Annotated in this window: 14 protein-coding genes and 6 pseudogenes; 7 read left to right on the top strand and 13 right to left on the bottom strand. The window is 43.4% G+C overall.

From position 1 onward, the window contains the following. Nucleotides 1-11 precede the first annotated feature (11 nt). From clpP to AC4CU3_RS06060, 6 genes and pseudogenes are all read left to right on the top strand, one after another. The gene (gene clpP, locus AC4CU3_RS06085) at nt 12-617 is read left to right on the top strand and encodes an ATP-dependent Clp endopeptidase proteolytic subunit ClpP (RefSeq protein ID WP_005400817.1); all 606 of its coding nucleotides are present in this window, start codon (nt 12-14) and stop codon (nt 615-617) included. A 28-nt stretch (nt 618-645) separates the two neighbouring features. After that, on the top strand, nt 646-1,956 hold the full coding sequence (clpX, locus tag AC4CU3_RS06080) for an ATP-dependent protease ATP-binding subunit ClpX (RefSeq protein ID WP_010325894.1): 1,311 nt from the start codon (nt 646-648) through the stop codon (nt 1,954-1,956). Nucleotides 1,957-2,114: 158 nt separating this feature from the next. Beyond that, nucleotides 2,115-2,564, top strand: a pseudogene (locus tag AC4CU3_RS06075) (DUF2846 domain-containing protein); the annotation flags it as partial. Between the two features lie 50 nt (nt 2,565-2,614). Then, nucleotides 2,615-3,229 (top strand): IS607 family transposase, encoded by a 615-nt coding sequence (locus AC4CU3_RS06070; RefSeq protein ID WP_005402019.1) that lies wholly within the window; start codon nt 2,615-2,617, stop codon nt 3,227-3,229. Continuing rightward, nucleotides 3,226-4,380, top strand: coding sequence for an RNA-guided endonuclease InsQ/TnpB family protein (locus AC4CU3_RS06065; protein WP_005402020.1), 1,155 nt, complete (start codon nt 3,226-3,228; stop codon nt 4,378-4,380). Before AC4CU3_RS06070 ends, AC4CU3_RS06065 begins: the two co-directional genes overlap by 4 nt. Before the next feature lie 142 nt (nt 4,381-4,522). Further along, nucleotides 4,523-4,789, top strand: a pseudogene (locus AC4CU3_RS06060) (DUF2846 domain-containing protein); the annotation flags it as partial. 5 nt (nt 4,790-4,794) lie between these two features. Here AC4CU3_RS06060 and AC4CU3_RS06055 read toward each other — a convergent pair. The 3 genes from AC4CU3_RS06055 to AC4CU3_RS06045 all read right to left on the bottom strand — a co-directional run bounded on the left by AC4CU3_RS06055 (nt 4,795) and on the right by AC4CU3_RS06045 (nt 8,488). Next, a complete protein-coding gene (locus tag AC4CU3_RS06055) occupies nt 4,795-5,343 on the bottom strand; it encodes a DUF2059 domain-containing protein (protein WP_005400813.1) in 549 nt (182 codons plus the stop codon). A gap of 103 nt (nt 5,344-5,446) precedes the next feature. Beyond that, complete coding sequence (locus AC4CU3_RS06050) at nt 5,447-6,973, bottom strand: fumarate hydratase (RefSeq protein ID WP_005400812.1); 1,527 nt, start codon at nt 6,971-6,973, stop codon at nt 5,447-5,449. A 654-nt stretch (nt 6,974-7,627) separates the two neighbouring features. Beyond that, nucleotides 7,628-8,488 carry a helix-turn-helix transcriptional regulator gene (locus AC4CU3_RS06045; RefSeq protein ID WP_279045576.1) on the bottom strand — a complete coding sequence of 287 codons (861 nt, stop codon included), beginning with the start codon at nt 8,486-8,488 and terminating at the stop codon, nt 7,628-7,630. Nucleotides 8,489-8,667: 179 nt separating this feature from the next. Here AC4CU3_RS06045 and AC4CU3_RS06040 point away from each other — a divergent pair, with 179 nt between their 5' ends. Continuing rightward, on the top strand, nt 8,668-9,573 hold the full coding sequence (locus AC4CU3_RS06040) for a DMT family transporter (protein ID WP_279045575.1): 906 nt from the start codon (nt 8,668-8,670) through the stop codon (nt 9,571-9,573). Nucleotides 9,574-9,684: 111 nt separating this feature from the next. On the opposite strand, the pseudogene AC4CU3_RS06035 reads toward AC4CU3_RS06040, so the two are convergent. The 10 genes and pseudogenes from AC4CU3_RS06035 to AC4CU3_RS05990 form a co-directional block, all read right to left on the bottom strand. Then, nucleotides 9,685-10,019 (bottom strand): annotated as a pseudogene (locus tag AC4CU3_RS06035) (NUDIX domain-containing protein). Between the two features lie 31 nt (nt 10,020-10,050). Beyond that, nucleotides 10,051-10,278, bottom strand: a pseudogene (locus AC4CU3_RS06030) (transposase domain-containing protein); the annotation flags it as partial. Between the two features lie 104 nt (nt 10,279-10,382). Next, nucleotides 10,383-12,044 carry a group II intron reverse transcriptase/maturase gene (gene ltrA / locus AC4CU3_RS06025; protein ID WP_005167203.1) on the bottom strand — a complete coding sequence of 554 codons (1,662 nt, stop codon included), beginning with the start codon at nt 12,042-12,044 and terminating at the stop codon, nt 10,383-10,385. Between the two features lie 576 nt (nt 12,045-12,620). Beyond that, nucleotides 12,621-14,000, bottom strand: a pseudogene (gene tnpC / locus AC4CU3_RS06020) (IS66 family transposase); the annotation flags it as partial. A gap of 74 nt (nt 14,001-14,074) precedes the next feature. Beyond that, nucleotides 14,075-14,410, bottom strand: a complete 336-nt coding sequence (tnpB, locus tag AC4CU3_RS06015; RefSeq protein WP_058951667.1) for an IS66 family insertion sequence element accessory protein TnpB — start codon at nt 14,408-14,410, stop codon at nt 14,075-14,077. Continuing rightward, complete coding sequence (tnpA, locus tag AC4CU3_RS06010; RefSeq protein WP_004684363.1) at nt 14,407-14,790, bottom strand: IS66-like element accessory protein TnpA; 384 nt, start codon at nt 14,788-14,790, stop codon at nt 14,407-14,409. Before tnpA ends, tnpB begins: the two co-directional genes overlap by 4 nt. A gap of 85 nt (nt 14,791-14,875) precedes the next feature. After that, nucleotides 14,876-14,974 (bottom strand): annotated as a pseudogene (locus AC4CU3_RS06005) (NUDIX hydrolase); the annotation flags it as partial. 175 nt (nt 14,975-15,149) lie between these two features. After that, on the bottom strand, nt 15,150-16,160 hold the full coding sequence (locus AC4CU3_RS06000) for a PM1805 family lipoprotein (RefSeq protein ID WP_005400808.1): 1,011 nt from the start codon (nt 16,158-16,160) through the stop codon (nt 15,150-15,152). Between the two features lie 203 nt (nt 16,161-16,363). Then, complete coding sequence (gene pta, locus AC4CU3_RS05995) at nt 16,364-18,505, bottom strand: phosphate acetyltransferase (protein WP_039890250.1); 2,142 nt, start codon at nt 18,503-18,505, stop codon at nt 16,364-16,366. Nucleotides 18,506-18,560: 55 nt separating this feature from the next. Further along, the gene (locus AC4CU3_RS05990) at nt 18,561-19,778 is read right to left on the bottom strand and encodes an acetate/propionate family kinase (protein WP_005400806.1); all 1,218 of its coding nucleotides are present in this window, start codon (nt 19,776-19,778) and stop codon (nt 18,561-18,563) included. Nucleotides 19,779-19,957: the final 179 nt, after the last annotated feature.

The raw sequence follows: 19,957 nt of genomic DNA, 5'->3' as shown, positions 1-19,957 counted from the left end.
TAAGTAAACGTATGTATATTCCAACTATCGATAATGCCTTAGTTCCAATGGTTGTAGAACAGTCATCTCGCGGTGAACGTTCATTTGACATTTATTCACGTCTTTTGCGTGAACGCGTCATTTTTATGACTGGTGAAGTTGAAGATAACATGGCGAATTTGATTGTCGCGCAAATGTTGTTTTTAGAAGCGGAAAACCCAGATAAAGATATTCATCTTTACATTAACTCACCAGGTGGTTCGGTGACTGCTGGTATGGCGATTTACGATACCATGCAATTTATTAAACCAGATGTTGTGACTTACTGTATGGGGCAAGCAGCATCAATGGGTGCTTTCTTGTTGAATTCAGGTGCGAAGGGTAAACGTTATTGCCTTGAAAATGCACGTGTCATGATCCACCAACCGTTAGGCGGTTTCCGTGGTCAGGCATCTGATATTGAAATTCATGCACGTGAAATTCTGTTCATTAAAGAACGTTTAAACCGTTTAATGGCAGAGCACAGTGGTCAAGACTATGAAACTGTGGCACGTGATACTGACCGTGATAACTTTATGACAGCGCAAGCTGCAAAAGAATATGGTCTCGTGGACGAAGTGTTATCTAAACGTCCATAAGTTTTAAAAGTTTAGAATTGGAGTGAATATGTCCGAACATCCTCAAGGACAAAAGCATTGTTCATTTTGCGGTAAAACGCAGTCTGAAGTTGGGAAACTGATTGCAGGCGAGGACGCGTACATCTGTAATGAATGTGTGGACGTATGCTTAGACTTGGTGCAAACCAGTCAACAAGTTGAGTCGGGTGACTGGGCTGCAAAACCCTTGCCTAAACCTCACGAAATTCGTGCGGCACTAGATCAATATGTCATTGGTCAAGATGTGGCAAAGAAAACCTTGTCAGTTGCTGTCTACAACCACTATAAACGCCTTAAAGCGACACATGGTGGACATAAACACGACGATGCTGTTGAAATTGCGAAAAGTAATATCTTATTAGTAGGACCAACAGGTTCGGGTAAAACCTTGCTTGCGCAAACCATGGCACGTCTTCTCGATGTTCCTTTTGCTATGGCTGATGCAACGACACTTACCGAAGCAGGCTATGTCGGTGAAGATGTTGAAAACATTGTACAAAAGCTTCTACAAAAAGCAGACTACGATGTAGAAAAAGCGCAAAAAGGTATTATCTATATCGACGAAATCGACAAGATTACCCGTAAGTCTGAAAACCCATCGATCACGCGTGATGTGTCGGGTGAAGGTGTACAACAAGCGTTACTGAAAATGATCGAAGGTACGGTTGCCTCTATTCCACCTCAAGGTGGTCGTAAGCATCCACAGCAAGAATTTATTCAAATTGATACCTCAAATATCTTGTTCATCTGTGGTGGGGCATTCTCGGGTCTTGAAAAAATCGTACAACAGCGCCAAGAAAAAGGTGGAATTGGCTTCACGGCTGAAGTGAAGAAGAAAGATGAAGGCAAGAAATTGTCTGATTTGTTCCGTCAAGTTGAAGCGACCGATTTGGTGAAATTTGGTCTGATTCCAGAGTTTATTGGTCGTTTGCCTGTAATTGCGACTTTGGAAGAGTTAGATGAAGAAGCTTTGATGCAAATTCTGACTGAGCCGAAGAATGCATTGACTCGTCAATATCAACATTTGTTTGATATGGAAAACGTTGATCTGGTTTTTGAAGACTCAGCACTGCGCGCTGTGGCGAAAAAAGCTTTGGATCGTAACACGGGTGCACGTGGCTTACGTTCTATTTTAGAAAATACGCTGCTTGAAACCATGTATGATTTACCAAGTCGTACCGATGTTGGCACAGTTGTGGTGAATGAAGACGTGATTAACGGTACGGCTGCACCATTATTTAAGCCAGAGCGTTTACCAAGAATCGAACAGAAAGATGCAGCTAAAGTTGATTTAAAAGTGATTAATTCAAAGTCCGCTTAAGTTGTTATTCATCTGAAACGTGTGAAAATCGAGTGTTTTCACACGTTTTTTTATATTCAAAAAAAAGAGGGAATGCTACTCTGCATCATAGGCTGGGATGCCTAGATTAAAACTAAAAATTCAGTATCAAAATAAAAAATATGCCGTGAGGAATAGTCATGCGTGCAATGACGATTACGCTTTTAAGCAGTTTAATTTTATTGGGTTGTCATGGAAAAGCGACAGTTGAACAACCTGAATTAACATCAACGCTCAGCCATGAGGTTGATTTTGAACACGATCCAGGTATGGTCGAGCAGTACCGCATTGGAGTGTTTAGCGTAGGTGGATGGGTCAACCAAAAATTAGGACAGCGTTTTCAGCGTGTCCAACCCCAGCATGAACAAGCGGCGATGGTTTATCTGTATCGTCCAGATTCAAAGTGGAACCGACAAGAAATTGTGGCGTCGAGTTTATTTATCAATAAAGAGCGCATTCCAAGCCTGCTGAACAATCATTACTATTGGGTCGAATTACCCGCAGGGACTTATCGTTTATCGAGTAGTCGTCCTTTGGGTATTAACCATTTTCAAAAGCCGAAGTATATCGATTTTACCGTAGAAGCAGGGTTTGTAACTGCTAATTGAAATCTACTTATTTCTATACTATTATATACAAAATGAGTAAATATGTAAGCATTAGCGTTGCAGCTAAAACATTAGGTGTTTCCATTCAAACATTAAGGCGTTGGGATGAAGAAGGCACTTTGGTTGCAGATCGAACCCCTAAAAATCATAGACGATATGATCTGAGTAAGATCACGCCTGAGCAAATACACAAGCCCGATAGTCAACTTCAAAGGAAAACCATTGCATACGCAAGGGTATCGAGTCATGACCAAAAAGAAGATTTAATTCGACAGCAACAAGTTCTTGAAATGTACTGTGCAAATCAAGGTTGGACGTTTGAATTAATCTCCGATCTTGGTTCGGGTATGAACTATAGAAAAAAAGGCTTAAATAAGCTGCTAGAAGCAATCATGAATGATGAAATCGGACGTTTGGTTTTAACGCATAAAGATCGCTTATTGCGGTTTGGTGCTGAGTTGGTTTTTGCCTTATGTGAAGCTAAAAGCGTGGAGATCGTCATTCTTAATAAGGGTGAAAATTTGTCTTTTGAGGAAGAACTTGCTCAAGATGTTTTGGAAATCATTACAGTGTTTTCGGCAAGATTATATGGTAGTCGTAGTAAGAAAAACCAAAAGTTAATACAGGCAGTCAAAGACGCACTATGAGCCGATTCATACGAGGGCATGTAATCCAATTACTGCCAAATAATAAGCAAGCAAGTCATTTCGCTCAAGCGAGTGGTGTTGCTCGTTTGTCGTATAATTGGGCTTTAAAAGAATGGCAACGTCAATATAAAGCAGATAAGGAATATAGAGATCAGTGTGACTATTATGGCGTTCAGGTGGATAAAAAACTTCTAAATAAACCATCCGAAGCTAAAATAAGAAAGCACTTAAACTCGTTCAAGCGTGAGAAATACCCTTTCATGCTTAAAGTGACCAAATGTGCGCCACAACTTGCGATTAAGCAATTGGGTAGTTCATTTGATCGTTTTTTTAATGGTCAATCCAAATATCCAAAGCCTAGAAAAAAAGGCGTAGATGATCGCTTCTCATTATCAAATGACCAATTCAGCATTAAAGATAGAAAAATTAGTATCCCAAACTTGGGTTGGGTAAAAATGACTGAGGATTTGCGTTATCAAGGAAAAATATTATCAGCGAAAATATTTAAACAGGGTGGTAAGTGGTTTGCTTCGATTGCTGTTGAATTAAATCAGCCTGAGAAACTTCACCCCAAAACAGGTTTATCTGTTGGTATTGATTTAGGTGTTTCCAGTCTTGCCACTTTATCTAATGGCGAGGTTGTTCCATCAAGTGCGCCACTAAAGAAACAGCTTGCCAAGTTAAGACGACTTGCTAAGTCTTTTAGCCGTAAAAAGAAAGGTAGTCAAAACAGAGAAAAAGCGAAAACCAAGCTCTCTCGTTTGCACTACAAAATATCATGCTTGAGAAAAAACAATCTTCATCAAGTCACATCTGATTTAGTTAAGCGATTCGATCTGATTGCGATTGAGGATTTAAATGTGAAAGGTATGGTACAAAACCGTAAGCTCTCAAGAGCCATATCGGATATGGGCTTTTATGAGTTCAAGCGACAGTTGATTTACAAGGCTAAACAGCATGGCAAATCAATACTTTCTGTTGGACGATTCTTTCCAAGCAGCAAGATGTGTTCGAATTGTGGTGAATTAAACCAAAACCTGACACTTGCAATGCGTGAGTGGCGATGTTCATGTAACACCCTGCATCACAGGGATATTAATGCTGCCATCAATATTCTAAAACATGCAGATAAAGAATTGGTGGCTACATAAGCCACCAATGGCGGTGAGTTACACCGTGACAGCCTATGGAATTGAGGTAATCCCAAGCGCAATAGCAATTGGTTCTTGATGATGAAGTAGGAATTAAACATTAAACCCACGTAAGTAGGTTTAAGTAGGTTTTAAATAACGGCAGTCTTATTTCATCAAGTATGATGAAGAGAACTTATCCACACGCCGTGATGTTTCGGGGCCTTTGGCGGTTATCCCTGAAAAAATTGCGATTCAAGAGATTGCATTTACCCAGTTAAAGTCGAACAGCTACAACTTTGTAGCGGAAGATCAACACACGGGTGAGCTACGAAAGAAAGCGCAAAAACTTAAACCCGCAAAATATGATCCAAGTGAAGAGGTTCAGCTGATGAAACCCTTTAAGCTGTGGAATCCTTTAACCTGGTAAGTGAGCTATTGTGCTTTTTTGGCTTGTTCAAATAATGGTGTCAGGGTCTTTTCAATTTGACGATTCATTTCCAGCTGAATAGCTGGATCTTGCATCATTTCAGCAGACATGGCGATGCTATTGCGCATGATTTCACTCATCATTTTGCTGCTTTTTTTATTGATAGACTGGCCTAGAGGTGTTTCAAGAAACTGAATGTTGGCCAATACTTCCTCTTCGGTAAAGGTCTGCATATATACATTTTTAAGCATTTGCATAAATTTCGGATCAGAAATCAATTTACTGCTAAACGATGCCGTGATTTCAGCGATTTGCTTGGCTGCTTTTTGTTGTTCATTATTGAGTGTAGATGTTTTAAAAATATTCTTAATGATTTCTTCGGCTTGCTGGTCATAAATGGGGCGCATTTCTTGCTGAGACTGTGCTAATGTGCCTTTAATATCGCCCAGTTTGAGCGCCTTCTCTACCGATGCTTCGGTCGCGGGTTTGGCAAAAGAAGCTGTGCTGAGGACACATAAGGTAATACCGCAAAGGATGTGATTTAATTTTTTCATTGTTGGTCTATATTTTTTGATTAAGTCTATAAAAGTAGGTAAAAAAATACCCTTAACATGACCTTAGCATGTTAAGGGTATCCAAAAAAGTAAAACTTAAGTTTTAGCCCGCTGCAGCATCGACTACTGGAATTTTACCAATTTTCGCTTGCCAGATTTTTGGTGCTGTCGCGTGAATAGATGTGCCATTTACATCAACTGCTACCGATACAGGCATGTCTTTCACTACAAATTTGTAAATCGCTTCCATACCTAAGTCAGAAAAAGCAACCACTTCAGCTTCACGAATTGCTTTAGACACAAGGTAAGCTGCGCCGCCCACTGCCATCAAGTAAGTCGCTTTATTGTCTTTGATTGCTTCAACCGCTGCAGGACCACGGTCCGCTTTACCGATCATGCCGAACATACCAGTTGCTTCAAGCACTTGACGTGTGAATTTGTCCATACGTGTTGCTGTTGTTGGGCCAGCAGGACCAACCACTTCATCACCGACTGGATCTACAGGGCCAACGTAGTAAATGAATTTACCTTTTAAGTCGACAGGAAGCTCTTCACCATTGTTCAGCATGTCGACCATGCGTTTGTGTGCAGCATCACGACCTGTATAAATTGTACCATTCAGAAGTAAGGTGTCGCCTGGTTGCCAAGCGTTCATTTCTTCTTGGGTAATGGTGTCGAGGTCAACGCGCTTAGAGGTTGATGAATCCCAAGTGACTGATGGATAGTCTTCAAGTTTAGGTGCTTGAATGTGTGCAACACCTGTACCATCAAGTTGGAAGTGCGCGTGACGAGTCGCTGCGCAGTTTGGAATCATACCCACTGGTTTGCCCGCAGCGTGACATGGGTAATCTTTAATTTTAATATCTAGAACTGTGGTTAACCCACCTAGGCCTTGCGCGCCAATACCCAGTGCGTTTACTTTTTCGAAGATTTCCATACGAAGTTCTTCGATTTTATTTTCAGGGCCACGACGAAGTAATTCGTCCATGTTGATTTCTTCCATGAGCGATTCTTTCGCAAGCATCATGGCTTTTTCAGCAGTACCACCAATACCAATACCCAACATACCTGGTGGACACCAGCCAGCACCCATAGTTGGAACAGTTTTAAGTACCCAATCCACGATTGAGTCAGATGGGTTTAACATAGCCAGTTTAGATTTGTTTTCTGAACCGCCACCTTTTGCCGCAACGGTAATATCCACTTTGTTGCCTGGAACAAGTTTGTGATAGATCACAGCAGGGGTGTTGTCTTTGGTGTTTTTACGACCAAATGCTGGGTCAGCCAATACAGAAGCACGCAGTACGTTTGAGTTTTCTAGGTAACCTTGACGTACGCCTTCGTTGATTGCATCGTCTAAGCTCATAGTTAAATCAAATTTAACATCCATGCCCACTTCAACGAATACGTTGACGATACCTGTATCTTGACAGATTGGGCGGTGACCCTCTGCGCACATACGCGAGTTAATTAAGATTTGTGCGATCGCATCCTTTGCAGCTTTGTTCTCTTCACGATCATACGCACGGCTCATCGCTTGGATGAAGTCTTGTGGGTGATAATAAGAAATGAACTGAAGCGCGTCTTTGACCGATGTGATCAAATCATCTTGCTTGATAATAGTGGTCATACAAATATCTCTTGAGCGGGCTGATAGCTAGCGGGCTAAATTATAAGACAAAATGCCGAGGTTGTGGATGTTTTGCGAAGCCTTTAGGCGAAAGTTTAATAGTTGAACAAAATTGATGAGAAAATGAGGTTATAAACGGTGGTAAATATGACAAAAATATCTAAATTTAATGAAATATTTCATGTCTAAATTTGGATTATGAATATGATTTATTACTTAAGGTATTGAATATAATGTAAAAATAATAATATTGAAATATGACAACACTGTCATAAAGTTGTCATAAAACTTTCGCATAATGCATTCATCAAACAATAGGACATCGAGCATGTTGACAGGTTTAGTGATGGCTGCGGGCTTTTGTGTATATATCGCAGCGACTTGGATGTACGGTCAAAAAGAAGATCAGGCTTAAGCTTTATCTTCTTTTTTTGTTTTAAGCTTTCTTCAAATCTTCAAATCTTCAAATCTTCAAATCTTCAAATCTTCAAATCTTCAAATCTTCAAATCTTCAAATCTTCAAATCTTCAAATCTTCAAATCTTCAAATCTTCAAATCTTCAAATCTTCAAATCTTCAAATCTTCAAATCTTCAAATCTTCAAATCTTCAAATCTTCAAATCTTCAAATCTTCGCTTTATCCTATCGACGGGTTCTAATTTTTCCGCATTTGGGATGGAGTGTAGCCAAAATGCTTTTTAAAGCGATGACTAAAATGGCTGCTGGAGCTAAATCCATACTGCTCCGAAATGTCTGTCATATTAGCAGTCGTTTGCTGTAGAGCTTGATGTGCCAGTTCAAGTCGACGTTGCATTACATATTGGTGTGGTGGCATTTGCATAGATTGCTTAAACATATGGGCAAAATGGTATTCACTGAGCTGAGTTTGCTCGGCTAAATCTGACAGGGTCAAGCTTTGCTGAATATGCTGATCAATCCATTCTAATAACTGCTTCAGGGTATACGGGGACAGCCCGCCTTTGACTTCAGGGGCTTGCCATTCGGTATGGCTATAATTTTTAATTAGATGGTTGAGCAGAAGCGTGGTGGCAGTACTCATCTGCAAGTGATTTTCCCTGTTCTGCCAAGCCCCATTGAGTAAAAAGTGTCGATAGATCATGGCAATCTGTAGGTCAGCTACGAAACTTTGCGGATTTAAAATAATTTGGCTCGGCTCACGATCCCACACTTGTTCAGCGACGCGTTGTAAGTGTTCTTCAGTATAGTACAGATGCACAAAAGTCAGTGGGTCGCGCAGATCCCATGTTGACTCAAAATTCTGTGGCATCAAGCACATATGATCTGGCCCACCGCCATTATGCCAACCTTGAGCTGTCTTTTGATAACTGTGATATCCACCTTGAATATACATACTGAGTGTATGGTGGTTACTACAAACACTGACACGGTCTTGGTTGTTTTGCCACATGGCCAGCTGCATGCCTGAACCCAACTCGACCGAGTCGAGGAGTTGAGCTTTATGTTGTTGTAATTGATCTAGAATCTGATATTTCATCATCTATACGCAGTGCCGAATGGAAGAATGAGTGTAGGACTTTGATTTCATTTTGTCATCTATATCAGAAAATCAGTAAAAAACCACAAGTTCATGATAGTGACCACAAGAAGGTGCAAGAAATGAGAAACCTAAACCAAGCACAATAGCGTGAGTGGTTTGAGTTTGGTTGAAAGAGTATGAATGCGCTGTTATATGCTTTGGTGGTTGTAATCTGGGGAACGACGTGGATTGCGATTAGTTTGCAACAACAAAGTGGGATATCGACCAATGTAGCCGTGTTTTGGCGCTTCTTTATTTCGGCTCTGGTGTTGTTTGCTTTTATTGTTTTGTGCCGAAAACTGCAAAAGCTGGCTGTAAAAGATCATCTATTTTGTATGTTACAAGCATGCTGTATTTTTGGTTTTAACTTTGTTTGTTTCTATTATGCGGTGCAATATATCAGCAGTGGTTTAGAGGCTGTAATTTTTTCGATGGCAGTCATTTTTAATACCCTCAACGCCAAACTGTTCTTTGGACAACAGGTGTCTACCCGTTTTTATCCTGCGGCTTTGTTGGGTGGATTGGGGATTATTGCCTTGTTTTGGCATGATGTGGTGGGGAGTGCCTTAAATAATCATACGCTGATGGGGATTGGTCTTTGTGTGTTAGGAACCTATGGTTTTTCACTGGGCAATATGATCAGTGCGCGCCATCAGAAAAACGGATTGGATATTTTTACCACCAATGCTTATGGCATGCTATATGGTTCAATCTTGATGGCATTGATTGCTGGATTTAAACAAGACGAGTTTTTCCCTGCTATGGAATTCAGTGCAGTGAGTGCTTTATTGTATTTGGCTATTTTTGGTTCAGTGATTGGCTTTACCGCCTACTTCTATTTGGTCGGAAGGATTGGGGCAGGTAAGGCAGCTTATAGTACTTTGTTATTTCCTTTGGTGGCTTTGGTGATTTCGACCATCTGGGAAGGGTATCAATGGCATATGAATGCGGTGATTGGGGTGATTTTGATTTTATGTGGTAATGCAATTTTCTTTATCAAGCCGCCCAAGTTTAGACTGAGTCAAATGTTGAAGCGAAGCTGAGTGATGAAGATCTAAAGACACTACAGTTTATAAAGCTCAGACACGAGATCTGGGCTTTTAAATCTATACGCTGTTAGCTCTAGTGAATCAAAATTTCTCCTAAGCTACGGCTCAATATTTTGATTTTATAAACGCTAGTAATTCTTGGAATAATGGATGCCATTCAGCGCTTGGTGACTCAAACAGAGGGTGCCAAAAGAAATTAAACTCTAGCCCGCCATCATCATTGCATAAAAGTGTCTACAAAATCGGTGGCTATTCACTTTTATAGTTTCTGTGCTATGGCAGATAAATACATGCCAGTTAAGACCTTGTTCAGATGGATGATGTAAACCCAAATATGAGTGAATGTGTGCAGACGAAATCCCCGATTCTTCATAAAGCTCTCGTAAAGCTGCCTCTTCTAGTTCTTCATTCGTCTCAACTGTACCTTTTACGATTTGAATGTAAGCGTCCGCTGAACCCCATGTCTATTTTTTAATTTGAGTTGGATTTCCAGCGGTGTGGTAGCAATTCTTCTATTTGGGTCACTTTATGGGTCGGCAATCTTTTCAGCACATCACTTAAATAGGCATACGGATCCAGCCCATTCAGCTTTGCTGACTGGATTAAAGTCATGATGTTTGCCGCTCGCTGACCACTACGCAGCGAACCTGCAAATAACCAGTTCTTACGTCCCAACGCCCAAGGCCGCACCTGGTTGTCGGGTAGTCAGACGCAGTTACCTACGTCCAACCCCCTAAGAACCGTGCATGCGAGTTTCCCAGCACACGGCTCAAGCCTCTGCTAAGGCGCCATTCGGCACCCGGTTATACATCGTTGACATTGGCAAACTGAACACTCCTCGGACAATACAGATGGTAAATCTCAAGATTAGCAACTGCATCCGTTCCACCATGACTTAGCTTCACAATATGACGGCTGTGCCATGGTGTATCTTTGGTGACTGGTTTAAGACAGGCGCAGCAGCGACCACCTTGTTTTAGCCACACCCGATACAGCTTGGCTCGCCCCTTTGCGGAGACCAGCATTCTTTTACCCCATCGGGATTCGAAGTACTCATCCCATGCGGGGTCATGAGGGTTAGCAGCAGCCTTGATCTTGATATGTCGCACAATTGGCGTGTCCGAGGCAGACACTAATGTGTATTGTCGCTTCCGACCATCGGCGGACTGTTCATCACATGAGAACACCCATCGACGCGCTCCTTGTACTTTGAAATACCGATCTTTGACCCATCGGAGTGTCTTGCGAGGGTGGCGACGTACAGCCCATCGCCAGAGCATTTCCCACACTGCGTTGTCTACCTGGTTGAAAACCTTCTTGGCAACGACATGACTATGATAGTTGGCCCAACCCCTTAGAATCGGGTTGAGCAAACCGATCAAAGTGGCCTGTCGTGTCGCTTTGTTTGCATTGATTAATGCTCGCAGCTTGTCAAGATGAGCGCTGATGTTTGCCTTTGACGGCTTGATCAGTAGCTTGCCGTTGTACTTACGTACGTTCCAGCCAAGAAAATCGAACCCGTTCCCTATGTGCGTGATTTTGGTCTTTTCCTGAGAGAGCACGAGACCGCGCTGCGCCAGAAATTCAACCACGGCAGGACGAACTTCATTTTCGAGCCACTCTTTAGAATACCCCGTGATGATGAAATCATCCGCATACCGTACCAGTTGCAGCTTTTTGCCTGTCCATTTGGCGTTAGAGAACCTCTTCGCCAGCATCGTTTCCAGTCCGTCCAAGGTCATGTTGGCCAGCACCGGGGAGATAATACCTCCTTGCGGTGTTCCGGAAAGACTGGGAAACAGCTTGCTTTGGTAGACGTAACCGGCTTTGAGCCATTTCCGTAGAATCACCTTGTCCATTGGGAGGTTGGCGATCATCCAGTCATGGCTGATATTGTCGAAACAGCCTTGAATGTCACCCTCTAGCACCCACTCCGCACTTACTTTTCTTGACAGCACACCAAAGCACTGTGCTGCAGCATCCGCGGTTGAGCGTTGCGGTCTGAACCCATAAGAGTTCCGATCAGCGATGGTCTCCGCGATGGGTTCCAAAGCCAGCAGATGGAGCGCCTGCATGGCCCGGCATTTCATCGTGGGTATCCCGAGAGGTCTCATCTTGCCATTTTTCTTCGGAATAAGGACTCTCCGAAGCGGAAGGGGCGTGTAACCTCGCCTCTTCAACGACATCATCGCACCGGTCTTGGCCTTGGGTGTATTCCAAGTCACCTTGTCGACCCCAGCCGTGTTTTTGCCTTTGTTTTCAGACACTCGTTTGACGGCCAATGCTTTGCCACTAAACGAGTGAGTCAGCAGCCATTGCAAAGCTTTCGCCTTGTTATGCCTGCCGTCTTGTACCGCCTTCACAATACGCGCTTGCAGCCCTCTGACATGACGCTGTACAGCAATCCAATCGATGCTGTCCCACGATGTGCTGGAAGGTGCACACGCTGATACTGCTGCATTCATTTGCTCTCCCTCCATTAAAAGGGTTCTACACACTCTCTTGTGATGAGAGACCATAAGGACGTCAGCCCGCTTTCGCGTGGGGTAATGTTTCAACCTCTATCCAACCCATTACAGACTGGCATTCGCTTTTTCCTCGTTCCTTCGCCCGCATCACCATGGGCAGTTTTTGCAAACTGCTTTCCCAATGGGAGTAATACGGGATTTCCACGTTCCGCTTACTGAAGTACATCGGCTTAGGTGCCTGCTATCGACCGGGAGGCGTATGGGTCACGAATGCGTAGTCGAAAGACGCAATTCCCACCTCCATTACCGTTTTGGTTCGAGCGTATCAGCCATTTCCGCTCGTTCAACTTAACGATCGTTACGCAGATTCACATGTGTTCACCATACCGATTATCTAGCCCTTGTCCGGCTATGGCTGCCAGAAGGGTACGCCTCTCACGATTGATACCCCGCACCTTGCGGTGCCTCGTTACATTGTCGAAGGCGCTCTTTATTCAGCCTTCTAGATTCACCCGGTGACACGGGTGGTTCCCGCAGGGGGGAACAACTTCATTAAGCGACTTCGTGTCGCACTTCCACCCAATTATTGCAAATCGGTAGATTGCCATCATCCAGATAGCGGCTTAAAGCTGGCCAACGCTTCAGAGTGTAATTGATGGCCTTGGCGGTTGGAGAACTCGATGGCACCGTCAGTTGATGCTGGTTGAGCCATTCATACAGTTGTTGCATCACCGGTTGACTATGCTGTTGTCGGTATTCGCGGCGCTGTTCTGCTGTACCATCGGTCTTTCTCCTGAGTTCTGCTTCTATGGCATACAGTTTCTGAATCAGCACTAAGGCCTGTTCAGCGACCTGACTTTTCTTGGTCACATGCAGTTCATGGAATTTACGACGAGCATGCGCCATGCAGCCCACCTCAATGACTTGGCCTGATTTAAAGCGTGCTTTATAACCACTGTAATCATCACAGACCAGATGGCCCTGCCAGTCTTTCAGGAACGCTTCAGCATGCTGGCCTGCACGACTATCCTGAAAGTCATAGATCACCGCTTGAACTGGATTGTACTGTGTAGTGGCATAGGCCCAGACATAACCTTTCTTCGGTTTTTTCTCATCATCACTCATCCGCATGATGGTGACCGGCGTTTCATCGGCATGGATCACCCGCTGTTGCAGCACCACCTGTTTTAAAGCATTGGCCAGAGGTTCCAGTTCCACACCGCAGCGACCTATCCAGTCAGATAACGTTGATCTAGAAAGCTCGATTCCCGCCCGCTGATAGATCAGACGTTGACGGTACAGCGGTAAATGATCGGCATACTTCGATACCAGCACATGGCTGAGCAGTTCAGGTGAAGCAATGCCTTTATCAATCACATAGGCGGGCATCGCTTGCTGAGTCAGGGTGTCACACTGATCACAGACCCATTTGCCACGCACATGCTGTTCCTTATAGAACTGTGCCGGTCTGAAATGTAGTTTTTCACTGATATCTTCGCCGATACGACGCAAGGTGCAGCCACAAGCACATTGGGTTGATGTTGGTTCATGCTCGATACGGATGGTGTGTAGATGATCGGGCAGCAGTCGACGTTTAGGTTTGTTGACTGTGGCTTTGTGTGTCGCTGCATCAGTTTTATCTGCATTCAGCCGTTCCAGTTCCAGATCAACAGCGGCAATATCTTCTTCGACCGCTTCATCCCACAGATGGATTTGTTTTGCGGTGAGATGTTCGTTTTTACTGCCAAATTTGTGCTGTTTAAATAGTGCGAGCTCATGCTCGTATTTTTGCGTGAGAATGGAAAGATGTTGAACTTTGGCATCCAATTGCTGGTTTGATTTTTCTAATTCTTGATTTGATTGTGCCAAAGACTGATGCTGCATTGCCAACTGCCGGGTAAATTCCAGCAGTTGTTCATGGGTCAGTTGGCTTAAATCAGGCAGTGTATTCATGACCGCAGTATGCCTGAGGTCATGAGAAGAATGAAATAGAACGTTTGGAGAATAGCAGAATGGACCAAGCTAGTTTAGAGCATTGTGACCACTTGCTGTCGTCCAATGCGCTGCCAAGGCAAACCCTGGATCAGTGCCTGTAACTGTTCTGGACTGAGTGCAAGGGTTTCACCCTGATGAACTTTAGCCCAGTGAAATTTGCCCTGTTCCAACCGCCGAGCACACAGCCAGATCCCCAGTCCATCATGTACCAGCACTTTCATGCGATGGCCACGTTTATTACAGAACAGGTAAGCACAATGCGGTTTAATGTAGCCAAAGGCTCTCACCACCTGAGCCATGGCCGTATCCATACCTGCACGCATGTCCATGGGCTGGGTAGACAACCAGATTTCATCGATACGGATCATGTTGTAAGTGCCTTGAGTAATTCTGCTAAAGCAGATATTTCTGATACTTGCCATTTCAAGCCAATTTCTGCTTTTGAGTGGGGTAAAGTAATTTGAACCGTTAACATGCCAGTAGGGATAGGATCTAATGGTGCGGAGCAAGATAAGGTAATAAATGCAGGTTTATTCGGTAGTAGTGAGCGATCATTCCCTGGCTTAGCATCAATTAAGCGAATCCATTTGGATACAAGATTTGTATTCAATCCATGTTGCAAAGCGACCGAAGCAATTGAAACCTCCGATGCTTTACACGCCTGAACGATCTGCTGTTTAAATTCAGCACTATATGTTCTTCGTTTTATCGTAAGAGATGCGATGGATGTCTGGTTATTTGTAGTCATAAATTTAAGTTCCCACTTGTTTTTAAGTGAGGACTAAATTAAGGCTTATAGGACGAATTCATAAGGTGTGTTCAGCGGACGCTTACATTTGAATGCCTGCAATAGGATGTTTAAAAACTAATATTTCTGTTCTTTGATTGATATCCCGCAATATAACAGGGACTACTTTTTCTATTAATGTCATTTTCAATTTTATCAATTAGGTCGGTCATTATAGCAATTTAAAAGAATAGAACTTCGGCGAAATAAATGTATACAGCGTTACCGCTGTGATCATTGGCTATACTGGACATAGTCGTATCTATAGCTGTCAGGGTTTTTCTACTGACAATAGCTTGAACCAAATCTGCATGAGCTCATCATGACGCTGTATTGGCTTTAAGCCGAAGTGCTTCCATCTCAATCTCAACCATTTTTTGAGAATTGTCATGTTTATTACTCAACTCAGCAAACCTCTGTCGATCTGGTGAGTCCGATAAGATGATATTACCCATTTCGATTTGGAGATTATTTTCTTCTTTCAACTTTTCACGAGCTGCTGTTGCTTCAGCGCTTTTGAGTGTCACAGTATCGTATTTTTGATTCAGGTCATGAATTCGCGTAGTGGTTTGTTTAACAGCCTTCATAAGCGCATTCCTATTACCGCTGTCTATCGCATGCTGCATGTCCGTAAAAGAATCTTGCGCCTTTTGTTTGGCGGTTTGAGATACGGCTCTAAGTGCAATGAGGTCATGTTTGATGTCTGCGGCATTATCTTGACTCAGATGTGAGGTGCTATGGGGTGGAGTATGAGCCGTAACATTGAGCTCAGGGTCTGATTTTACCTGTTGTCGCGTGTTGTTTAATGCCCCTGAATTCAGTTGAGGGTAAATCATGTGTTGTAAGGCTCTCATTTCACTGATAGAGCTTTGTTGTATGACGCTGATTTCTGCTTCAAGTGCTGTTATACGCTGCATCTGTGGTGGACTTTTAGTATTTTCTTGTGCCAGTTCCACACCAAGTAAATGGACTTGCTTAAATTTCTCACGTAACGCAGCACCTTCTTGGCTTTTGAAGTTTGTTGCATCTAGTGCAGTATTAAACGTAAGAGAATGGGTTTTCAGTTGTTCTAGCAGGGCGGGGATGGTATCGACTTCTTTATTTTGACGAGCCGCTTTAAGCGCATCTTGTGCGTTCAAAATGGCTTGAGAGTTTTTATTCGAAATCTGATCTAGGGCATCAAGATCCGCTTTAATGTCAGCTGGATTGGCTGTACTTAAGTTTTTATATGCTGTGGTTGAGTCTGACGGTGTTTGGTGCTGCTTAGATTCATTACATGCTGTCAGTGAAAATGTTGTCACTATTAGAATTGGAAGCAATTTTTTATTCATTATGAGACCAATGATTTAGAATTTAATTATATCGCTTGAGTATATTGTTTAAGTGTCTGAAAAGTAAAGTCTTACTGTTTTATCTGTGTTTGGGCTATGTTCGTAAATATATAGAAGTTAAGCTTTGGTCATATTGTTGAGCGCTATAAAATAAAAAACCATCCAACTGCTCAGTTGGATGGTTTGGATCACATCAAGTTACTTTAAGCTGTTGCTTGCTGTTCTGCTTGAATTGCAGTGAGTGCAATCGTAAACACGATGTCATCCACCAAAGCACCACGAGACAAGTCATTTACAGGTTTGTTCAAACCTTGCAACATTGGGCCGACGCTTACGACATTGGCAGAGCGTTGCACGGCTTTATAGGTCGTATTGCCTGTGTTTAAGTCAGGGAAGATAAACACATTGGCACGACCTGCAACTTTAGAATCAGGTGCTTTCGAGCGTCCGACACTTTCAACCGATGCTGCATCGTACTGAAGTGGGCCATCAATCAATAGATCAGGACGGCGTTCTTTCGCTATACGTGTTGCCTCAGCGACTTTTTCAACTTCAGCTCCAGCACCAGAGGTACCCGTAGAGTATGAAATCATTGCAATACGTGGGTCTAAGCCGAAGGCCTTTGCTGAATCAGCCGATTGAATCGCAATTTCAGCGAGCTCTTCGGCATTTGGGTCTGGGTTAATCGCACAGTCGCCATACACATAGACTTCATCGGGTAACAGCATAAAGAACACGGAAGAGACCAGTGAGTACTCAGGCGCTGTTTTAATCAGTTGGAAGGCTGGGCGTACAGTATTGGCTGTGGTGTGTATTGCACCTGAAACCAAACCGTCGACTTGATCGAGCGCCAACATCATGGTACCCAGAACGACTGTGTCTTGCAGCTGTTCACGCGCTTGCAGCTCATTCAGTTTACCTTTACGCAGTTCCACCATTTTTTCGACATAGTTTTCACGAATCAAATCTGGATCGATAATTTCTAAATCATGTGGAAGCTCAATACCACGTGCTTTAGCCACTTCTACTACAGCTTCAGGTTTTGCCAATAAGATACAGTGTGCAATGCCACGAGATTGGCAAATAGCTGCTGCTTGAACTGTACGTGGCTCATCGCCTTCAGGTAGAACAATCCGCTTTTTCGCAGCAATCGATTTTTGGACCAACTCATGGCGGAAAGCCGAAGGCGAGAGACGAGGTTGGTACGAGCCATTCAACATTGCCGTTAACCATTCTTCATTGATATGGCTCGAAACAAAACGAGTGACTTGTTCAGCACGTTCCGTATCATCGACCGGAATTTCATTGCTGAGATTGGCTAAGCTCTGCGCCGTGTCGAACGTGCTGAGCGCTGTATGTAAAATTGGTAAGCCTTGCTTAATCGCTGTTTGGCAGAACGCAAGCACTTGCTCGTTTGGTGTATGGTGTTCAGTTAGGACCAAACCTGCCAGTGGAATACCGTTACTGCTGGCTAAGCTGGATGCCAAAAGCACATCGATACGATCTGATGCACTAATGATCAGCTCGCCTGCGACAAACTTATGAAGTTCGTGCTCAATGTTCGATGCAATCAAACTGCTATGCAACACACGACGTTGGTTAGCGTCGCCTTGATTGATCCATTCCGCTTGAATGTGTGAAGCCAAGTCCGACATACGCGGTACGCTAAGCGTGTTGCTAAACGGAACCAAGCCTATTACAGGGAGTTTGTCTGATCCGAGCTTTGGATGGGTCTTTTGGAGCTCAATTATAAATTTATTGGTATCGCTGATTAAACGCAGACTTGGGTCAAACGTCACTGGAATGTGTGCTGAGTCATCGGGCAAGCCTTTGGTGCGCATCAATAACACACCCGCAGTTCGCTCTGAACTCGCACCCCCAAAGTAGCGTAGTTGACTATCGACTTTTTCAGCCGTCGCGCTTGGCTTGTTAATGTCTGCATTACTGACAATAATGACTTTGGCATCGAGTGCTTGCGCAAGTTGTGCATTTAGTTCAGAAGCAAAAGAATCTCGGCTATTCGGGACTAAGCCTTCAACAATAATCAGGTCATGCTTACGCGCAATAGCACGGTGCAAACGAACCGCATCTTCAAGCAACTCATCATTTTCACCTGCACTGAGTTGTTGCAAAATGGTGTGATAACTAATCGGTTCAACGGTTTCGTTTTTTGAAACATGGTGATAGAGCGCTGTGGTACGGTCTGCACCTGTAGTCAGTTCTTGAGAAAAAGGTTTTAAAAATCCAGCCTTAACACCTTGGCATTCCAGCGCATAAACCAAACCCAGACAAGCGGATGTTAAGCCGACGCCTTCCCCAGTGGGCACAAGTAAAATCGTTTTCATATATTTATTCGTCATACAATAATTTAAAACAGACTTGAGGGAATGTAACGACCGCTTAAGCGATCGCTACATTGTCTTCAGACTTTTTTGCAGCAGTTTGAATCACCTCATCGGCCACGGATGCAGTTTCTTTGGCAATACGGCCTTCTTCATCGGTCGGTATAACCCAAATTTGCGGGCCTGTACCTGTATCAATACGACCTTCGGTACCACGTTTTAAACTGTCATTGGCTTCTTTACTCAAGTTAAAACCAAAGTGCGGTAGGAAAGCGACTGTTTTTTCACGAATATATGCCGAGTTCTCACCAATACCACCCGTGAAGAACAAGCCATCAAGACGTGGTAGACCACAGCTCAGTGCGGCCAATGATTTTGCGAGGCGGTAGCAGAACACTTCAATAGCTAAAGTCGCATCTTCATTGCCTTGTTCAGAGGCTTCAATCAAAGTACGCATGTCATTTGATAGATCAGACAGGCCGAGTAAGCCCGATTGGCTATTCAACATTTTATCAATTTTATAAATGTCCCAGCCTAGGTTATTGGCAAGGAAACTATGTAAGCTTGGATCGACATCACCACTGCGTGTGCCCATTACGACACCTTCAAGTGGAGTTAAACCCATTGAGGTATCTACACTTTGTCCATTCCAAATCGCACAAGTAGAGCTACCATTGCCCAAGTGTGCAGTTAACCAGCCCCCTTGTTTAAAGCTACCTGCCAGTTCTGAACCGCGTTCAGACACATAAGCATGGCTCGTACCATGGAAGCCATAGCGACGGACATTGTGTTCAGTGTATAAGAACTTTGGCACAGCATAGCGGTAAGCATGTGCAGGCATAGTCTGGTGGAATGCTGTATCAAATACCGCCACTTGTGGTAGCTCTGGGAATAAACGCATAGTGGCGTCAATCCCAACCAAGTGCGCAGGGTTGTGTAATGGTGCAAGTGGTGTTGCTGCACGAATGCGTTCTACAATTTCTTCTGTTAAAAGCTCAGCTTTGGTCAATGTGCCGCCGTGTACTACGCGGTGACCAATGGCTTGAGGGTTATAATGTGAAAGGCGTTCTAAGATGGTTTCCAATGCTTTTTCATGATCGGCATGTGGAATAGACAATTCAAGGGGTTGACCACCCGCTGTAATACCTTTGATACGAGCGTCAGCAGAACCTAAGTTCTCAGCTAAACCGAAAATACGATCTTCACGACGTTCAGAAACGAGCGCATATTTGATTGATGAAGATCCGCAGTTAATTACTAATACTGATGTAGACACGTTTTAATACCTGATTCTAATTGAATTATCCGTCCTAGAACTGATCTTCATGCAGTACGTTCTTATGCAATCTTGATCATTTTTTATGTTGTATCATGTGTATATTTTTAGTCCTAGATAGACTTTAGGTGATTAGACTTAAGCACTATCGACCGTCTCATGAATAATAATTAAAATTT

The sequence above is a fragment of the Acinetobacter sp. 802_lipA genome (assembly GCF_058242885.1).
Note: the sequence above shows the minus strand (reverse complement) of the source record. Positions and strands in the feature narration are given on the sequence as shown.